The following is a 19,452-nucleotide window of genomic DNA, read 5'->3' as shown; positions in this document are numbered from 1 at the left end:
AACCAGCCTTCCATGGCCGACCGCTTCAGCGCCCTCCGCGGCGAGCAGCGCGTGCGCCTGATGCGCCGTCTCGTCGAAGCCGGCCGCACCCGGGAGATCCCCCACGTCGTCCCGCCCCGCGACGCCGGCGGACCCGTTCCGCTCAGCCCCGCCCAGCGGGACCTGTGGGTGTACGAGTCGCTGTATCCCGGCACCCCGGCCCTCAACCTCTGCTGCGCCTACCACTTCGACGCCGCCGAGGGCCCCGTCGACCCCGCCCGCCTGGAGGCCGCGCTCACCCTCGTCCAGAGCCACCACGACATCCTGCGCACCCGGATCTCCGGCACGGCGGACGACCCGCGCGTCGACTTCCCCGACGAGGGCCCCTTCGTCCTGGAGCGCGAGGACCTGCGCGGCACGGGCACCACCATCGAACAGGCCTTCCGCGCCTTCCGCCGCCGCCCCTTCGACCTCACCGCCGACCGGCTCATCCGAGGCCGCTTCGTCCGCGTCGACGACACCCGTACGACGCTGATGCTGAGCCTGCACCACATCATCACCGACTGGTGGTCCTTCGACGTGTTGCAGAGCGAGTTCGCCGAGGCGTACCGCGCCGTGCGCGAGGGCACCGAGCCGAAGCTCACCCGCCCCGCGATCCAGTACGCCGACTTCGCGTCCTGGCAGGGCGAACTGGAGGCCGCCGGAGTCTTCGACGACCGCCTCGGCTTCTGGCGCCGCTACCTCGCCGACCCACCGGGCCCGCTCACCGTGCCCGGCCACGGCAACCCCCGGGCAGGCGGTGAGGACGGCATCGTCCAGATCCGCTTCCGCGTCGACGCGGACACCACCCGCGCCGTCCGCGCGCTGGCCCGCGAGCGCGGCGCCTCCGTGTACGTCGTCCTCATGACGGCCTTCGCGGTCCTCGCGCACCGCGTCACCGGCGCCGACGACCTGGTGCTCGGCACCCCGGTCGCCAACCGCTCGGCCAAGGGCCTGGAACACGTCATCGGCTATGTGATGAACGCCGTGCCGACCCGCTGGCGCATCGCCGAGGACGACTCCTTCGCCGACGTCCTCGCCCGCTTCGGCGCCGACTTCCCCGCCCTCATGGCGGGCGCGGACCTGCCGGTGGGCCGCATCGTCTCGGCCGCCGCGCCTGAACGCAGCGCGGGCCGCTCCCCCCTCTTCCAGTGGGTGTTCATGCACCTGACGGAGCAGCCGAGCGTTGCCGCCGTACGGGAGTTCGCCGAGCCCGAGCGCATCCACACCGGCGGCGAACACGACCTGGTGGGCGTCGTGCGGGACAACGGCGACGGCATGGACGGCAGCTTCGAGATCCGCACCGACCTGTTCGCCCCGGACGCGGTGACCCGCTGGGCGGACAGTTATCTGACCCTGCTCACGCGCGTCACCGCCGACCCGGCCGCGCCCTTGCGGGATCTCGACGTACTGCCGGATGCCGAGCGCCGCCGCCTGCTCGCCCTGGCGCGCGGACCGGCCGCCCCGGAGCCCGAGTCGCTGCCGGACATGGTGGCCCGGCACGCCGCCCGCACCCCCGACGCCCCCGCCCTCGAAGCCGACGGGCTGCGCCTGTCGTACGCCCAACTGGCGGACCGGGTCGAGCGATTGGCGGGCGTCCTGGTCCGCCACGGCGCGGGGCCCGAGCGGACCGTCGCCCTCGCACTCGGGCGCGGCGCGGACCTCCCGGTGGCCGCGCTGGCCGTGCAGCGGGCCGGGGCCGCGTATCTGCCGGTCGATCCCGACTACCCGGCCGAGCGCGTCCGCCGCGTCCTCGACGACGCGGCGCCCGCGCTCCTCGTCACCGACGCGCGCACGGCCACCGCCGGTGTCCTGCCGCCGACGGACGTGCCCCGCCTCGTCCTGGACGACGACGCGTACGACGACGCGTATGCGGGCGCGCCCCTGACCCCCGCGCCCCTGGGCCCGGCGCACGCCGCCTACGTCATCCACACCTCCGGCTCCACCGGCACCCCCAAGGGCGTCGTCGTCACCCACGCCGGGGTCGCCGCACTCACCCGCGGCCTCGTGGACCGTTTCGCCCTGGACGCCGACGCGCGGGTCCTCCAGCTCGGATCACCGGCGTTCGACATCTCCGTCGCCGAGATGTGCATGGCCTTCGGGCCCGGCGCCACCCTGGTCGTGCCGCCGCCGGGCCCCCTCGCTGGAGACGGACTGGGCGCGGTCCTCGCCGAGCGGCGGATCTCCTGCGCCATGGTGCCGCCGTCCGTCCTCGCGACCGTGCCCGACGCCCCCTACCCGGCGCTGCGCGCGCTCGCCGTCGGCGCCGAGGCCTGCCCGCCCGGCCTCGTGGCCCGCTGGGCCGTCGCCGGGCGCCGCTTCCACAACGCGTACGGCCCCACCGAGGCCACCGTCGCCGCCACCCTGTCCGGCCCCCTGACCGGCGACGGCACCGCCCCGCCCCTCGGCACCCCGGTCCCGGGTACCGCCGCCCACGTCCTCGACGCACGGCTGCGGCCCGTGCCCACCGGGGTCGCGGGCGAGCTGTACCTCTCCTCGGCGGGCCTGGCCCGCGGCTACCTGAACCGGCCGGGCGCCACCGCCGAACGCTTCGTCGCCGACCCGTACGGACCGCCCGGTTCCCGCATGTACCGCACGGGCGACCTGGCGTACCGCGACGACGACGGCACCCTCCACTACCTGGGCCGCACCGACGACCAGATCAAGCTGCGCGGCCTGCGCATCGAACCCGGCGAGATCGCCGACGCCCTCACCCGGCACCCCTCGGTGGCGCGAGCCACCGCGGCCGTACGCGAGGACGCCGACGGCCGCCCCCAGCTGACCGGCTACGCCGTACCCGCCCCCGGCCACACCGTCGACCCGACCGCCCTCCTCGCGTACGCCGCCACGCTGCTGCCCGCGCACATGGTGCCCTCGGACGTCGTGGAGCTGCCCGGACTGCCCCTGACCCGCAGCGGGAAGCTCGACCGGGCCGCCCTGCCCGCACCCCGGGCCGCCGCGGCGACACGGGCCCCCGCCTCCGCCCGCGAGAAGGAGCTGTGCGGCCTCTTCGCGCGGATACTCGGTGTCGGCGAGGTGGGCGCCGACGACGACTTCTTCCGGCTCGGCGGCGACAGCATCATGGCCATCCAGCTCGCGGGCCAGGCCTCGGCGGCCGGCCTCGTCCTCGCACCGCGCGACGTGTTCACCCTGCGTACGCCCGCACAGCTCGCCGTCCACGCGCGGTCGTCGTCGGACGGCGGGGCCCCGGACGCGTCGGACACCGGCGTCGGCCGCTTCCCGCTCACACCCGTCATGCGGTGGTGGCGTGAACTAGGCGGAGACCCTTGGGCGTTCACGCAGTCGATGGCGTTTCCCGTGCCGCCCGGCACGGACCGGGAGCGGATCGAGGCCGCGGTGCGCGGGCTCACGCGGCGCCACGGCGCGCTCCGGATGCGGCTGCTGGCACCGGAGGCCGAGATGGAGGTGGCCGATGAGGTGCCGCCGGGCGTCGGCATCGAACGCGTAGAAGTGGCCGACGAGGCCGAAGCACGCGCCAGAGCGGGGAAGCTGGCGGCCGTGATCCGCCTCGCCCCGGAGGACGGCGAGATGCTGCGCGCCGTCTGGCTCGACGCCGGTCCAGGGCGGCGGGGCCTGCTGCTCCTGACCCTGCACCACCTGGCCGTCGACGGCGTCTCGTGGCGGGTCATCGGGCCGCAGGTGGCGGCCGCGCTCAGCGGCGTCCCCTCCGACGCGGCAGCCGCCCCGGCGACCTCCTTCCACCGGTGGGCCGGGCTGCTCGCCGAGGAGGCCGTGCGCCCCGAACGCGTGGCGGAGGCGGCGTGGTGGCAGGACCGGCTGGCGGCGGCGGACGACGCGCGGTTCGCCGCGGGCCGGGGCGCCGGATCCCGCCGGGCGGCCGTCACCGTCGAGCTGCCCGCGGCCCTCACCGCGGCCGCGCTCACCACGCTGCCCGCCGCGTTCAACTGCGGACCCGACGCGGTGCTGCTCACCGCGCTCGCCTCGGCGGCCGTACGCCACCGGGGCACCGGCACCGGTCTGCTCGTGCACCTCGAAGGGCACGGCCGGGAAGCGCTGTCGGCACCGGCGGACGTGTCGCGGACGGTCGGCTGGTTCACGACGCAGTACCCGGTCCTCCTCGACACGGCCGCACCCGGCGCCGACGGAACGGGCAAGGGCGCGGCTGTCGAGGCGCTCAAGGCGGTGAAGGAGCAGCTGCGGTCCGTGCCCGACGGCGGCATCGGCTGGGGGCTCCTGCGCCACCTCAACCCGGACACCGCCCGGCTCCTCGGTGAACTCCCCGTCCCGGACGTGCGGTTCAACTATCTCGGCCGGCTCAACGCCCGGGACGCGGGCGGCGGCGAACTGCTCGACGCGGGCCCCGGCGCCGTACCACTCGGCCACGCGGTCGAGATCGACGCCCTCGCCATGGAGGGCCCGGACGGGCTGCGCCTCGAAGCGACGTTCTCGTACGCCGAAGGGGTCATCGCGGAGGGTGAGGTGCGGGAGCTGGCCCGGCTGTGGCGCGAGGCCGTCGCCGTACTCGTCCGGGAGGCGGAGGAGGGCGGTCCGGTCGGCGCCACGCCGTCGGACTTCCCCCTGGTGGACCTGTCGGCTGACCAACTGGCCATGCTGGAGGGCGGCTTGGACGACCTGCCCGAGCCGGGGGCGGAACCGGCGGGCGGTCTCCCCGCGCCGGGGGCGGAATCGGAGGATGGCCGATGAGCGGGCGCATCGCCGACGTCCTGCCGCTCACCCCGGTCCAGGAAGGGCTGCTCTTCCACGCCGTACGTGACGGCGAGGGCCCCGACCCGTACCTGGTCCAAGCCCGCTTCCGCATCGGCCCCGGGCTCACCGCCGAGACGGTACGGGGCGCGCTCGCCGCGCTCCTGGACCGGCACCCCAACCTGCGCGCCTGCTTCCGGCACGAACGCCTCGACCGCCCCGTGCAGGTGATCCCGCACAAGGTCGCGCTGCCCTGGAAGGAGGCCGACCTGACCGGGCGCGCGGCGGCCGAAGCGGCGGCCGCGACGGAGGAGTTGCTGGCCGAGGACCGTACGCGCCGCTTCGACCTGGCACGCCCGCCGGCCGTCCGCGCCCTGTTCGTGCGGCACGACACCGGAGGCGAACTCGTCCTCTCCTTCCACCACATCCTGCTCGACGGCTGGTCCGTCCCGGTCCTGGAGCGGGACCTCGCGGCACTGGTCACCGGCAGGCCCCTGCCGCCCGCCGTTCCCTACCGGCAGTACGCGCTGTGGCTGAGCCGCCAGGACCAGGACCTCGCGGAGGCGGCCTGGCGCGAGGCGCTCGCGGACCTGGAACGGCCGGCACCGCTCGTGCCGCCGCAGTCACCGGAGCCGCCGGAGGCCGGTGGCGAGGAAGGAGTACAGGACACCGCACGGCTGCACCTCACCGCCGAGCTGACCGCCGCCCTCTCCCTGCGCGCCGCCGAGGCGGGCGTCACCCTCAACACCGTCACGCAGGCCGCCTGGGCCCTGGTGCTCGCCCGGCTGACCGGCGGCCGGGACCTGGTCTTCGGCGGCGTCGTCGCGGGCCGCCCGCACGACCTGCCCGGGGCGGGGGAGATGGTGGGCCTGTTCATCAACACGCTGCCGGTACGGGTGCGGCTGCGCGACGGCGAGACGGTCGGGGAGCTGCTGACCCGGATCCAGGACGAACAGTCGCGCCTGGCGCCCTACCACCACGTGCGGCTCGCGGACGTGCGGCGGACAACGGAGGCGGCTGCGTCCGGGGAACTCTTCGACTCGGTCCTGGCCTTCGAGAACTTCCCGCGCGGATCGCGTGAGCCCAGGGACGACGGCCCCGACACCGTGCGCGTCACGGACGTACGCGATGCCACGCACTACCCCGTGACGCTCGCCGTCGTCGCGGGGGAGCGGCTGTTCCTGTCGGTGGGCTGCCGGCACGGCCTCGACGCGGCGGCGGTCGCGGCACGCGTCGTACGGGCCTTCGAACAGCTGGCGGGGGACCTCGCGACGCCGGTGGACCGGATCGACGTACTCCCCGAGGAGGAGCGCCGGCGGCTGCTCGCGCGGTCCGCGGGCGCCCCGGCGGCGCCACTGCCCGGCCCCGCCACCGTGACCGGGCGGTTCGCCGCGCAGGCGGCCCGTACGCCGGACGCGCCCGCCGTCGAGAGCGGCGACGACGTCCTCACGTACGCCGCGCTCGCCGCGGAATCGGACCGCCTGGCGGGCCGCCTCACCGCCGCGGGCGTGACACCGGGCTCCACGGTCGCCTTGCTGCTGAGCCGTTCGCCGTCGCTGGTCGTGGCGCAGCTGGCGGTGCTCAAGGCGGGGGCGTGCTGGCTGCCGCTGGACCCGGCCCAGCCGGCGGAGCGGCTCGCGCGTCTGCTGGACGGGGCGTCGGCGGGGCTGGTCCTGACGGAGGGGGAGCCGTCCGTGCCGCTGCCCGCCGGGGTGCGCCCCATGGCCGTACGCGGCCGCTCGCCGGAGTCCGCTGCACCCCCAGCCGTCGCGCCGCATCCCGAGGCCCCGGCGTGTGTGATGTACACGTCCGGGTCGAGCGGTGAGCCCAAGGCGGTCGTGGTGCCGCAGCGGGCCATCGCGGACCTGGCCGCGGACACGTGCTTCGGGGGCGAGGACGGCTCGGGAGCGCACCACCGGGTGCTGCTGCACAGCCCGCACACGTTCGACGCCGCCACCTACGAGATATGGGTGCCGCTCCTGAACGGCGGCACGGTCGTGCTCTGCCCCGCCGGGCCGGTGACCCCCGCCCTGCTGGCGCGGGTCCTGCCCGAGCGGCGCGTGACGGCGCTGTGGCTCACGGCGGAGCTGTTCCGCACGGTCGCGGAGCTGGCGCCCGGGTCGCTGCGCGGGCTGCGCGAGGTGTGGACCGGCGGTGACGTCGTGGACGCCGAAGCGGTGCGCCGCGTCAGGCGCCACTGCCCCGGCACGGTCGTCGTGAACGGCTACGGCCCCACCGAGGCCACGGTGTTCGCGACCGCCCACCGCGTCACCGGGCCCGGTCCGAGCGGCCCGCCGCCCATCGGCCGCCCGCTGGACGGCACCCGCGTCCACCTCCTCGACGCCCGGCTGCGCCCGGTGCCGGACGGCTGCGCGGGGGAGGTGTACCTCGCGGGAGCCGGACTCGCCCACGGCTACCTCGGACGCACCGCCGCCACCGCCGAACGCTTCGTGCCCGACCCGCACGGAGCGCCCGGCACCCGCATGTACCGCACGGGCGACCTGGCCCGCAGAACCCCCGAGGGCATCCTCGTCTTCGCGGGCCGCGCGGACGACCAGTTCAAGATCCGCGGCTTCCGCGTCGAACCGGCGGAGGTGGAGGCGGCACTGACGTCCTGCCCCGGAGTAACCCGCGCGGTGGTCGCCGCGAGGCCCGCCCCGGGGGGCGGCAAGCGGTTGGTGGCGTGGGTGGTGCTGGGGGAGGAGCGGGGCCGGGCGGTCCTGGACCCGGCCTCGGGCCTGGCGGAGGACGGTCAGTCGGCTTCGGAGCCGGGGGAGTGCGGCCGTGTGGCTTCGGGCCCTGCCCCAGCCCCGGCGGGCGGTGACCCCGACCCTGGATCCGGCCTCGACCCCGACCCGCTCGCGCACGTGCGGGAAGCCGCCGCCCGCCTCCTGCCCCCGCACCTGCTCCCCACCGCCTGGGCCCGCGTCGACGCCGTGCCGCTCACCCCGCACGGCAAGGCCGACCGCGCCGCGCTGCCCGAGCCCCCGGCCGGCCCCGCCACGGCGACGCGTGCGCCGCGCACCGCCCGGGAGAAGGAGCTGTGCGCCCTCTTCGGCGAGGTGCTCGGCGGTACGGAGGCCGGGCCCGACACCGACTTCTTCGCGTCCGGCGGCCACTCGCTGAGCGCGCTGCGCCTGGCCGGGCGGATCGAAGAGGCCTGGGGCGTACGGGTCCCCGTGGCCGCCCTCTTCGCGGCACCGACGCCCGCGCGGCTCATCGCCCGCCTGGACACGGCCGGGCCCGGCGATTCCGTACGCGGGCACCTGGCACCCGGCGGCGCGGAGAGCCTGGCCCCGCTGCTCGCCCTGCGCCCGGACGGCGACCGCGCCCCCCTCTTCTGCGTGCACCCGGGGCTCGGCGTGAGCTGGGCGTACACGGCGCTGCTGCCCCACCTCGCCCCGGACCGCCCGGTCTACGCCCTCCAGACCCCGGCCCTCTCGGCAGCCGGGGAGGGCGCCCCCGCACAACTACCGCGTTCCGTGGCCGAGTTGGCGGGCCAGTACCTGAACCGCATCCGTACCGTGCGACCCCACGGCCCCTACCTCCTCCTCGGCACGTCCTTCGGTGGCCCCGTGGCCCACGAGATGGCGGTGCGGCTGCGCGCGTCCGGCGAGGAGGTCGCGCTGCTCGCCGTGGTGGACGCCATGCCGAAGCCGCCGGAGGCCGTCCGCACCCCGCTCGCACCGGCCGTCGTCGAGGCGGAGGCCCGGCGCATCCTCCGCGAGGACGGAGCCGCGCTGGCGGGTATGGGCGACCACCGCCTCGCCGCGCTCGCCGAAGCGATCGCCAACCACGTGGCCATCGGCAGGAGTTGGGTCCCGTCCCCCTACGACGGCACCGTGACCCTCTTCGCCGCCACCCGCGACCCCGAGGCCATCCCCACGGAGGAGAAGGCCGCGGCCTGGCGCCGCGCCGCCACGGCGGTCGACGTCCACGAACTGGCCTGCGCCCACGCCGAGGTGCTCCACGCGGCCCCGGCCGCACACATCGCCGCCACCCTCGAATCCACCCTCACCGGCCGCCCCCAAGCCCCCCTCCAGGGAGAGTGAACCCAGTGGACGCACCGCACCCGGCCGACACCACCCCCGAGCCCGTACCGACGGCCCCCACCGGCGAGGAGTACGAGTTCCCCCTCTCCGACGCCCAGAGCCGCCTGCTCGTCCTGGACCGGATGAACCCCGGCACCGCCCAGTACAACGTCCCCGCCGCCTTCGCCGTGCACGGCCCCTTCGACCTCGGCGCCCTCACCCGCGCCCTGGACGCCGTCGTGGCCCGCCACGAAGCCCTGCGCACCGTCTTCCGCACCGCCGCCGACGGCACACCGGCGCAGATCGTCTCCGCCACGGGCCGCGCGCACCTCACGGTCGAGAAGGACGTGCCGGTGTCCGAGGCGGACGCACGGATGCGTACCGACGCGGCCCGCCCCTTCGACCCGGCGACAGGACCGCTGCTGCGCTGCACGGTGTACGCCGTCGACGACGGCAGCCACCGCGTACTGCTCGTCGCCCACCACTTGATCTGCGACGGCTGGTCCCTCGGCGTCATCCTGCGGGACCTGTCGACGGCGTACGAAACCGCGACAGAGGCGGCGGCAGGTGCGGCGGTCCCCCTGCCCGAACTCCCGCTTCAGTACCCGGACTTCGCCGCCTGGCAGCGCGAACGCCAGGCCGAAGGCGCCTACGCCGATGCCGTCGCCCACTGGGCCGGGCGGCTGCGCGGCGCCTGTGAGGTCGTCTCGCTACCCCTGGACCGGCCGCGCCCGGCGGTGCGTTCGGCGGCGGGCGGCAGCGAACGGTTCCTGCTCGACGCGGGGCTCCGGGCACGCCTGGCCGAGGCGGCGCGGGCCCGGAGCGCCACACCGTTCATGGCGCTGTTCGCCGCGTACGCCGCGTTCCTCGGTCGCCTGACGGGCCGCGACGACCTGGTCATCGGCTTCCCCGTCTCCGGGCGCGACCGCCCCGAGCTCCAGGAGATGGCCGGCATGCTGACCAACACCCTGGCGCTCCGCGTCGACCTGTCAGGCGACCCCTCGTACGGCGAGCTGATCGGCCGGATCCGCGCGGAGCTGCTTGCCGGACAGCCGTACCAGGACGCGCCGTTCGAGACCGTCGTGGACACCCTCGCCCCGGCCCGCGACACGAGCCACGACCCGGTGGTGCAACTGGTCTTCGCCTACGACGACGACACGGAACTGTCCCTCGCGCTGGCGGGAGCCCGGGTCGAGCGCCTCGAACTGCCCCTGGACGCGGCGAAGTTCGACTTCCACCTGCATGTCGAACGCTGGGGAGGGACCGCAGGGCAACTGGCCCCACTCGCCGCCCAGTTCATCTACCGCAGCGACCTCTTCGAGGCCGCCACCGTCCGCGCCTGGGTACGCACCTTCCGGACGCTCCTCGACGCCGCCCTCACCCACCCCGATGCCCCGCTCCGCACCCTCGACGCGGTCCCGGCGGACGAGCGCCGCCGCGCCGTCACGGCCGCCGACCGCACCGCCGAGGCCGCGCCCACCGACCGACTGGTGCCCGACCTGATCGCCGACGTCGCCGCCGCCCGGCCCGACGCCACCGCCCTGGTCTGCGGCGACGTACGGCTCACCTACCGCGAACTCCTCGCCAGGGCGGACGCGTTGGCGGACCGGCTGCGCGCGGCGGGCGTACGCCCAGGCTTCCGGGTCGGCCTGCTGCTGCCCCGCTCACCCGAGATGGGCATCGCGGCGCTGGCCGTCCTGCGCGCGGGCGGCGCGTACGTCCCGCTGGACCAGGCCCACCCACACGCCCGCCTCGCACACATGACCGAGACGTCCGGCACGGGACTGCTGATCACGGCGGCGGAGACGGAGTCCCAAGGGGAGAAGCTGGGCATCCCGCGCCTACGCGCGGACGCCCCCGAGGACATGGGGCCCGCCCCGTCACCGGCATTGGCCCCGGCCTCCTCCCCGACAGCCACCCCCACCCCCCAAGACCTCGCCTACGTCCTGTTCACCTCAGGCTCCACCGGCGTCCCGAAGGGCGTCGCCGTGGAGCACCGCGCGCTCGCCAACCTCACCGGAGCCGTGCGCCACGCGTTCCCCGTCACCGCCGAGGACCGCGTCCTCCAGTTCGTGTCCTTCGGCTTCGACGTCGCCGTGTCCGACCTGTTCTTCCCCTGGGTCGCGGGCGCCGAACTGCACATCGCCCGCGACGACGAACGCCTCGGCGACGCCCTCCACGCCCGCCTGCGGGACTCCCGCATCACGTACGTGGTCCTTCCGCCGTCCGCCGTGATGCTGCTGCCGGACACCCCAGGCGGCCCCGCCGCCGACGGACGGCTGCCCCACCTCCGTACGCTCGTCGTCGGCGGCGAGCCCTGCCCCGCCGAACTCGTCGAGCGGCTCAGCGCGCCGGGCCGCCGCATCGTCAACGCGTACGGACCGAGCGAGGCCACCGTCTACGCCACCACCGCCGACCTCGAACCCGGCGAACCCGTGGTGATCGGCACCCCCGTGCCGGGCGCCCGCGTCTACGTCCTGGACGCCCGCCTGCGCACGGTGCCCACCGGCGTGACGGGCGAGGTCTACATCGCGGGCGCCCCCCTGGCCCGCGGCTACATCGGCCGCCCCGCCCTGACCGCCGAACGCTTCGTCGCCGACCCGTACGGCCCGCCGGGCGCCCGCATGTACCGCACGGGCGACCTGGCCCGCGTCGACGCGCGGGGCCGCCTCCACTACCTCGGCCGCTCGGACTCCCAGGTGAAACTGCGGGGCATCCGCATCGAACTCGGCGAGATCGAGGCCCTGCTCGCGGGCTCCCCGGACGTCGCGGTCGCGGCCGCGGCCGTCCACGGCGACGGCGCCGAACAGCGCCTCGTCGCGTACGTCGTCCACCGGCCCGGCGCCACCGCCTCCGACGAGGACCTCCGCGCCCACCTCGCCGAACGCCTCCCCGGCTACATGCTCCCCGAGGTCTACGTCCACCTCGACGAGCTGCCCTTCAACCGCTCCGGCAAGATCGACAGGGCCCGCCTGCCCGCACCGGGTGCTCAGCGGCGCGCGTCACGGCGTACGTACGTCGCCGCGCGCACCGCCACCGAGCGGCGCGTGGCGGGCGTATGGGCCCGCGCGCTGACCCTGGACCAGGTGGGCGTGGACGACAACTTCTTCGAACTGGGCGGCAATTCGGTGCGGCTGCTGAGCGTCCTGGACGCCCTGCGCGCCCCGGCCGCCGAGGGGCACGGGGCCGCCCCGGACCTCACCCTGGTCGACCTCTTCCGCCACCCGACCGTCGCCTCGATCGCGGCCCACCTCGACCGGGCCTCCGACAGGGCCACGGCAGACGCCACCGCCACGGCGGCCGAGCGCCGGGGCGGCGAGCGCCGTGCCCGTCAGAACGCCGCCGCACAGCGGCTCCGCTCCAGTCGCTCCAGAAAGGGCACGTCACGATGACCGAGCCAGCACGCAAGGACGACGAGCTCGCCCTCGACCCCGACCTGGGCTTCGACGCCGACGCCGACGCCGACTCGGCGATCGCGATCGCGGTCGTAGGGATGAGCGGCCGCTTCCCCGGCGCCCCCGACCTGCACACGTACTGGGCGAACCTCCGCGACGGCGTCTGCTCCCTCACCGACTTCACGGAAGCCGAGCTGCTGGCCGACGGCGCCGACCCCGAAGAACCGCGCCGCCCCGAGTACGTCCCCGCCAAGGGCTACCTCGCCGGCGCCGACCGCTTCGACGCCGACCTCTTCGGCTTCAACCGCACCGAGGCGGCCGCCCTCGACCCCCAGCACCGCCTCCTCCTGGAGACCGCCTGGGCCGCCCTGGAGGACGCGGGCCAGGACCCGCTCGCCGTCACCGCCCGTACCGGCGTGTACGTCGGCGGCAGCCTCACCGAGCACATGCTGGCCGCCCAGACCGACCGCGCCCTCGCCGCGTCCCTCGGCGCGATGCAGGTCCGCATCCTCACCGACCGGGAGTTCCTCGCCCCCTGGATCTCCTACCGCCTCGGCCTCGAAGGCCCGAGCCTGACCGTGCAGTCGGCTTGCTCGACCTCGCTGACCGCCGTACACCTCGCCGCGCAGGCGCTGCTCCTCGGCGAGTGCGACACGGCGCTCGCGGGCGGCGTCAGCGTCGACACCGTACGCAGGCAGGGGTACGTCCACCACGCGGGCGGCATCTTCTCGCCCGACGGCCGCTGCCGCCCCTTCGACGAACGGGCGGGCGGCACCGTGCCGGGCAGCGGCGTCGGCGTCGTCGTGCTGCGCCGCCTGTCGGACGCGCTCGCCGACGGCGACCCGGTCCGCGCGGTCCTGCGCGGCAGCGCCCTGACCAACGACGGCGCCACGAAGGTCGGCTTCACCGCCCCCGGCGTCGAACAGCAGACGGCGGCGATCGTCGAGGCCTGGTCGGCGGCGGGCCTCGCACCCTCGGCGGCGCAGTACGTGGAGACGCACGGCACGGCCACGGAGCTGGGCGACCGCATCGAACTGGCGGCGGCCACCGCGGCGTTCACGACGGGCGGCGCGCCGGACATCCCCATCGGCATCGGCTCCGTGAAGTCGAACATCGGCCACCTGGACGCGGCCGCGGGCGTCGCCTCGTTCATCAAGGCGGTCCTCATGCTGGAACACGCCACACTGGCCCCCACCGTCAACCTCACCACGCCCCACCCCGAACTCGCCCTGGACACCACGCCGTTCCGCGTCGTGGACCGCACGGCCCCCTGGCCACGCCCCGCCGAAGGCCCGCGCCGCGCGGGAGTGAGCTCCCTCGGCATCGGCGGTACGAACGTCCACGTCGTCCTGGAGCAGGCCCCGGACCGCCCCACACCCACCGCCCCGCAGGCACCGCGCCCCGCGACGGCGGAGCTCCTCCCCCTGTCGGCCCGCACGGAGGAGGCGCTCACCACCCTGGCGGCCCGGCTCGCGACGGCTCTGCGCGCCCCCGACGCCCCCTCCCTCACCGACACCGCGCACACCCTCCGCACCGCCCGCACCCCTTTGGACGTACGGGTGTACGTCCTGGCCGCGCACCCGGAGCAGGCGGCCGACCGGCTGACGGCGCTCGCGGAGGGCCGCCCAGCGGACAACCGGGAGGAGGACCCCGAAGCGGACGGGCTCCGCGAACTGCGCGAACTGGGCGAGCTGTGGCTGAAGGGCGGCTCGGTCCCGTGGCCGGAACCGGCGCCCGGCGCGCGCCGGGTGAGCCTGCCGACGTACCCGTTCGAACCCCGGAGCTTCGGCGCCCTCACGCTGCCGCGGCCGGGCACGACGGCCCGCGCCGACACGCCCGAGGACACCGGGCCGGCGGCTTCCGCCCGGAACGACCTCACCCGAGCCGTCTCCGCCCTGCTGGCCGAGGCGCTGGGCCTGGACGACAAGACCCCGCCGGCCCCGGAGACGACGTACTTCTCGGCGGGCGGCGACTCACTGACGGCCGTCCACCTGGTCGGCAGGCTCCGCGACGACTTCGGCATCGACGTACCGATCACGCTGTTCCTGGAGGAACTGACCCTCCAGGAACTGGCAGCACGCGTCGTCGAGTCGAAGGAAGCGGAGGAAGCCGACGAAGCCGACGAAGGGGCCGGGGCGGAGGACTCCCTGGGCGCGCTTCTGGCGGAGTTCGAGGCGGAGTAGCCGCGGGGCCGGGCCCCGCGGCTGACGGCTACGGAGCCGTCATCGTCTCCCGATCGGACAGCGAGGAGGCGACGACACCGGCGACGTAGGGCAGATGGGCGTCCAGGAAGAAGTGCCCACCGGCCAGCACATGGCAGGAGAAGCCGCCCCGCGTCTCGCTCTCCCAGGCGCGGGCCTCGTCGGGAGTGACGCGGGGATCGTCGTCACCGGTCAGGACGGTGACGGGACAACTCAACGGGGGCCCTTCGCGATAGACGTAGTCGTCGACGATCTGGTAGTCGGCACGCATCGGCGGCAGGAAGATGGACAGCAGCTCGGGGGAGGCGAGGAGTTCGTCGGCCGTGCCCGCCAACTTCCGCATCTCCTCGATGAGTTCCGTGTCGTTCATGTCACGTACGGCGCGCTTGGCGGCGGTCCGCCCGGGCAGCGAGGGAGCCGCCCTGCCGGAGAGGAACAGGGCCACCGGAGGCCGCCCCTCGCTCTCCAGTCGCCGCGCGGCCTCGAACGCCAGGAGGGCGCCCATGCTGTGCCCGAACAGGGCGAGGGGCGCGGTGTCCGCCTCCGAGGCCAGTTCGCCGAGCACGGCGTCGACGATCTCGTCCGCCCCCGCGGCGAACGGCTCACCGAACCGGTCCTGACGCCCCGGGTACTGCACGATCAGCGGCTCCACGCCTCCCGAAACGGCGGCCGACAGCGCGTGATAGGCGCTGACGGAACCCCCGGCGTGCGGGAAGACGATCAGACGGGCCCCGGCGTCGGGTGCGGGATGGCAGCAACGTATCCAGTCGCCCACGAGCGCGCCCTCCTTTCCTGTACCGCGGCGAACCGCCGACCGGTCCACCGCCGCGGGCCAGCATGCCGGACGAACGCGGCGGAGGACGAGGTTTTCCGGGAGGCCCCGGGGTACCGGAACGAGAACAGGGCACCCCACCGCGAACCGCACACACCATCCACACCACAACCGAAGGAGCGGAAACCCGATGGCATCCTCACTGCTAGAAGCCGTCGACATCAAGGCACCCGTGGCTGTGAGCTGGGCACTTTGGGAAGACGTGGAGCGCTGGCCGGTATTCCTGAGCCACGCGAAGCACGTGAAGCGCATCGACGGAAGCACCTTCGCCTGGCAGGTCTCGCTGCCCGGCGCGGACAAGAGCTTCGTGGCCGAACTCACGGAGGTCATCCCGGGCGAACGGATCGCCTGGCGCACCACGGAGGGCGTCCACCACGCGGGCGTCGTCACCTTCCACCGCCTCAGCGACACGGAGAGCCGAGTCACCCTCCAGATCGAGTACGACCCCCAGGGCTTCGTGGAACACCTGGGAGCCCTCACCAACCTGGACTCGACCTTGGCCAACTACGACTTGGGCGAATTCCAGCGCATGGCGGAACGACAGGCCGCGACGCCCTGCCGGCGTCAGGACCACGAACGAACGGCCCTGTTCCCTGGACCCGGCAGCCCTGAGATCATGAGCGTGACTGCGCGTCGGAGCGGCCTGAGGGGGAGCTGGTGGCCCAGTCCGAGATACCGGTGGCGTGGATCGGCCTGGGCGGCATGGTCATCGGGGCGGTGGCAACCGCGGTGGGGGCGCGCTACACGACGCTCGGCGGCGTCAAGGCGGCCACCATCGACCAGCTGGTGCCCCTCCAGACTGAACTCCACTCCTTCACCTCACCGTTCGTGGAGGCAAGGCACCGCCTGGTTCCGTTACTGGGCGGCCTGACCCCCTCCGACCCCTGGACAAGAATCGCACCGAGCCTGCCGCGCCACCCCCCGACCTGGTGCTCCATGACGCCGAATCCCCTGGCGCTGTACGACAGACCGGAAACGGTACGGCGCAGCGCCAGCCAGGTGGACGACCACATCCGCTCCCACCAGGCCCGCGGCGCGCGAACCCTGGCCCCGGACGCCCACATCTCGGTCCGCGCCCTGTACAGAGAACTGGGCGACGCGGTGGACGACTTCACCCGAGCCCTGAAGCGCCTCGCACGCCGCGGTCTGGGCGTCATCTAGCCGCTTGGCCACTGGTGGCGTCAGAGGGAGAACTTCTCCTGCTCTTCGGACGGCTCGTGCGCGGTGACTTGCTGGACAAACCAAGACATGACGTCGAGAAGTACCTCGGGCCGGTTCGCCAGCACCTCAAGAGGGAACGACGGCCGCAGTTCGAGCTTCGCCTCCGCCAGTTCGATGCCCGGGATGGCATTCAGCCGGGACATGAAGTCCTGGCGCAGCCCGCTGTCGTCGAAAGGCGGCCTGGAGCGCATGTACTGGAATACGACTTCAACCGTGCCGAACACGGGATAGAGCGTGAACGGCCAGATGGCAGCGGCACGGGACGAGGACTTCTTGCGCAGCATCAGGAAGCAACTGGTCTCGGTCGCCTTCCCGTAGTCGAGATGGCATCCGGGGGCGAGCCCTTCCCACGCCCTGAGGAAGGCCAGGATGGCTTCCGCGGCGTCAGGTCGGTTCGCCCGGAGCAGTTCGGTGAAGCGCGTGCCGCGCGCGTCGATCGTCATGTTCGTGGCCGCCGCATTCGAGGAGCCACTCGATGTCTCGGTCTCGGGCACCTCCTTGCCCAACAGCGAAGCGAGATCTTCCGCGGTCAGGCGGTGGGAACCGCGCGCTTTGCCACTGGCGTCGAACGGCACCCCCTCCGCGTGCAGGAGTGAGAGAGGGTTGCCGCCATGTTCGTCCTTCGACCAGCGGAACGACCCGGAGACCCGGCCCGCGGCGGTCAGGACCCGGTACGCCCCGTGCACCCCGGATTTCGTGGCGAGAAAGTTGCCGACCGGCACGGGATGGCTGCCGATCAACTCGGCGATGTCCCCGTAGGTGGTCCACGTACCGGCCGGCATGGCGATCAGCGCGGCACGCAGATCGGCCCACCCCGACCACTCCTCGCTGTCCACGCGCTGCTCCCCTTGGGGGCCGGGCCACAGGGAGATGGCCCGCGTCGCCAGGTTGCCGGCACGTCTCAGGATCTCCTTGCGGCCCCACCGGGGCGTGGCAGCGATCTCCTGGTTCATGCGGAGCGAACTCGCCTCCAGGATCTGCTGCTTTCGCTCGAAGGGGTGGTTGGACAGCTTGGAGTTCTCGGCCGACAGCGTCAGGTTCCCCAAGGTGTGCACGAGCAGATCGTGCAGGTCCTGAGGCGTCTGGCCGTCGTCCGCGTCCTCGGCGAGGATGTCGAGCCAGGCCTGAGCCGGCCGCTGCGGGAGCACGTGTTCCACCGTGAGCTTGGCCTTGTCGAAGTCGACGGGCTCCGTCGAGCCGTAGCTCTCCTCCAACCGCCGCAGAACGTATGCGCGCTGCTGAGCCTGCCCGTTCCAGTAGAACGGCTTGCTGCGGATCCCCTCGGCGACCTCGGCGTCGGTGGGCCAGCCGCGGCGCCGGCCCAGGAGGTAACGCTGGACCGCCTCGGCGGGCGACCGGTCGGACTCCATGTCGCCGGGCATCGACATGAAGAGCCGGTTCAGACTCTGGGTGCTGGCCTGACACAGCATGCGGCGGACGAGGAAGCCCTCCACGTACGAAAGGGCCTCCGCGACCTCGCCGGCCTCGGCACGCCCCGAGTCCACGAGGTCGAGCAGGTGGAGTGCGATCGGATAGTGAATGCGGCCGCCCCAGTCGGCGAGGTGGCGCAGCTGTCGGCGCAGTTCGTCATGCGGCTCCAGGCCGGGGTCGAGGATCCGCCGCAGCAGCTCTGCGCGCCGAGCGAGCTCGCCGACCTCTTTCTCCAGCGCCTCTTCGTTCCCCGCCAGCGGCTCCAGCCGTTGCTGCTGGACACGGTAGATGTCGGTCTGCTTCGTCTTGCTCTCACCGCGGACAACGAGGTCGAGCCAGACGAGGAGCTCCAGGTTCTTCGGCCCGAGCTGCTGCTGCATGGGCAGCCACAACTGTGCGTACACGCGCTCGCCCCGGCCGGGGAGCAGCATGAACACGTAGTTCCGGAGCAGATCACTCTGGCTCAGACCGACGCCGGTGTTGTTGATCGACTCGAAGATCCGGTAGACGTTGTCGCCGCGCTCGGCGGTGATCTCCACGATGGAGAGCAGGTCCCGCAGGACAATCTCCACCGAGGCCGTCCACCCCTCGCCGTACTGGTCCTGCCCGCTCGCCAGCACGCCCCGGAAGAAGCGGTAGGAGGCCCCGATGTTGTCGGCGCCGCCCGAACGGGGGCTGTTGGAGATGCAGGCCCCGAAGGAGGCACGGTCGGCTTGCGTAGGAAGCAGCCGGAAGTGCTCGTCCCCCTCCAGGAACTCATTGACGAGGTACTGGCGATGGATGCGGTCGGCAATCCGGGCGGAGCCCTCGGCTGCCGAATCCCTGATGTGGTCGCGCAAGGCGGCAAAGGCCAACATGAGGGTGGTGAGCCGCTGTTGCCCGTCCACGACGAGCCAACGCTGTACCCCTCCGGCCTGCAACTGCCCTGGGGCAAGCACGACCGAGCCGAGGAAGTGGGAAGCGGGACTGCCTCCTTCGAGCTGCTGCTCGGTCAGGTCGATCAGGTCATCCCACAGCCGTTCCAACTGCTTCCGTGTCCAGCTGTAAGTCCGCTGGTAGAGAGGAACCTGAAACTGCTTCTCCCCTTGAACGAGCTTTAAAAAGGTGATCTCTTGCGCGCGCAAGGAGCGGCCCCCTCCGATGTGAACGTCTTACTCGTCGGCCTCGCGACCTGTGACGTCTCCCCACGGGAATCGTAGTCCGCGGCTCCACCACTCATGACGCTGTCGGCGAGGACCCCCGTCTGCTGTGTCTCGGCCGCGTGCTGCCGACCTCCGGTCGGGCAGTCCCGCTGCCCTGACTGCGGGCTGCCGCAGGACCGGGTGCCGACACTCGGCCCGCCTGCCTCACAGGGGCGGGCGTGATCTTCGACGAGAACGCCCAGGACCGCACACGCGAAGACCCCGTCCTCAGCGAAGCCGCTGATGGCGGGGTCTTTGGGCACCTTAATCCAAGGTGCCCCCGGCAGGATTCGAACCTGCGCACACGGCTCCGGAGGCCGGGCGAGGGCGATCGTCGACAGGGCCTTTGATCTGCGGCGCAGCGCTGCCGGGTCGGTTTCGTGGCCAAGGCCATCACGTCCCCATTACGTGGACGCCCTGTCCCGAGGTGGGGTGGCCAGGAGCAGGAGATGAACG

Annotated in this window: 7 protein-coding genes, 1 tRNA gene and 1 pseudogene; 6 read left to right on the top strand and 3 right to left on the bottom strand. The window is 73.7% G+C overall.

The genetic code is table 11. The annotated features are described in order from the left end of the window. The first annotated feature begins 12 nt into the window (after positions 1–12). Genes ACF062_RS13065 through ACF062_RS13050 form a run of 4 tightly spaced genes read left to right on the top strand, consistent with a single transcriptional unit; the run spans position 13 to position 14,313 of the window. On the top strand, positions 13–4,704 hold the full coding sequence (locus ACF062_RS13065) for an amino acid adenylation domain-containing protein (RefSeq protein WP_392137832.1): 4,692 nt from the start codon (positions 13–15) through the stop codon (positions 4,702–4,704). After that, positions 4,701–8,756, top strand: coding sequence for an amino acid adenylation domain-containing protein (locus ACF062_RS13060; protein ID WP_392137831.1), 4,056 nt, complete (start codon positions 4,701–4,703; stop codon positions 8,754–8,756). The genes ACF062_RS13065 and ACF062_RS13060 overlap by 4 nt, the downstream gene beginning before the upstream one ends. Positions 8,757–8,761: 5 nt before the next feature. Further along, positions 8,762–12,127, top strand: coding sequence for an amino acid adenylation domain-containing protein (locus ACF062_RS13055; protein ID WP_392137830.1), 3,366 nt, complete (start codon positions 8,762–8,764; stop codon positions 12,125–12,127). After that, a complete protein-coding gene (locus tag ACF062_RS13050) occupies positions 12,124–14,313 on the top strand; it encodes a beta-ketoacyl synthase N-terminal-like domain-containing protein (RefSeq protein ID WP_392137829.1) in 2,190 nt (729 codons plus the stop codon). Before ACF062_RS13055 ends, ACF062_RS13050 begins: the two co-directional genes overlap by 4 nt. Positions 14,314–14,341: 28 nt before the next feature. On the opposite strand, the gene ACF062_RS13045 is transcribed toward ACF062_RS13050, so the two are convergent. Then, a complete protein-coding gene (locus ACF062_RS13045) occupies positions 14,342–15,106 on the bottom strand; it encodes a thioesterase II family protein (RefSeq protein ID WP_392137828.1) in 765 nt (254 codons plus the stop codon). A gap of 187 nt (positions 15,107–15,293) precedes the next feature. Between ACF062_RS13045 and ACF062_RS13040 the strand changes: the two are divergent. Continuing rightward, positions 15,294–15,713, top strand: a pseudogene (locus ACF062_RS13040) (SRPBCC family protein); the annotation flags it as partial. Positions 15,714–15,820: 107 nt separating this feature from the next. Beyond that, the gene (locus tag ACF062_RS13035) at positions 15,821–16,324 is read left to right on the top strand and encodes a hypothetical protein (RefSeq protein WP_392138918.1); all 504 of its coding nucleotides are present in this window, start codon (positions 15,821–15,823) and stop codon (positions 16,322–16,324) included. A 20-nt stretch (positions 16,325–16,344) separates the two neighbouring features. Here ACF062_RS13035 and ACF062_RS13030 read toward each other — a convergent pair whose 3' ends face one another. Together ACF062_RS13030 and ACF062_RS13025 are read right to left on the bottom strand one after the other, a co-directional pair. Further along, complete coding sequence (locus ACF062_RS13030; RefSeq protein WP_392137827.1) at positions 16,345–18,939, bottom strand: DUF262 domain-containing protein; 2,595 nt, start codon at positions 18,937–18,939, stop codon at positions 16,345–16,347. Positions 18,940–19,271: 332 nt separating this feature from the next. Next, positions 19,272–19,341: transfer RNA gene (locus tag ACF062_RS13025), tRNA-Arg, on the bottom strand. Between the last annotated feature and the right edge of the window lie 111 nt (positions 19,342–19,452).

The organism is Streptomyces sp. NPDC015345 (genome assembly GCF_043078805.1).
Classification (GTDB): domain Bacteria; phylum Actinomycetota; class Actinomycetes; order Streptomycetales; family Streptomycetaceae; genus Streptomyces.
The sequence above is the reverse complement of the archived record's forward strand: the minus strand, read 5'-3'. Positions and strand labels throughout refer to the sequence as shown.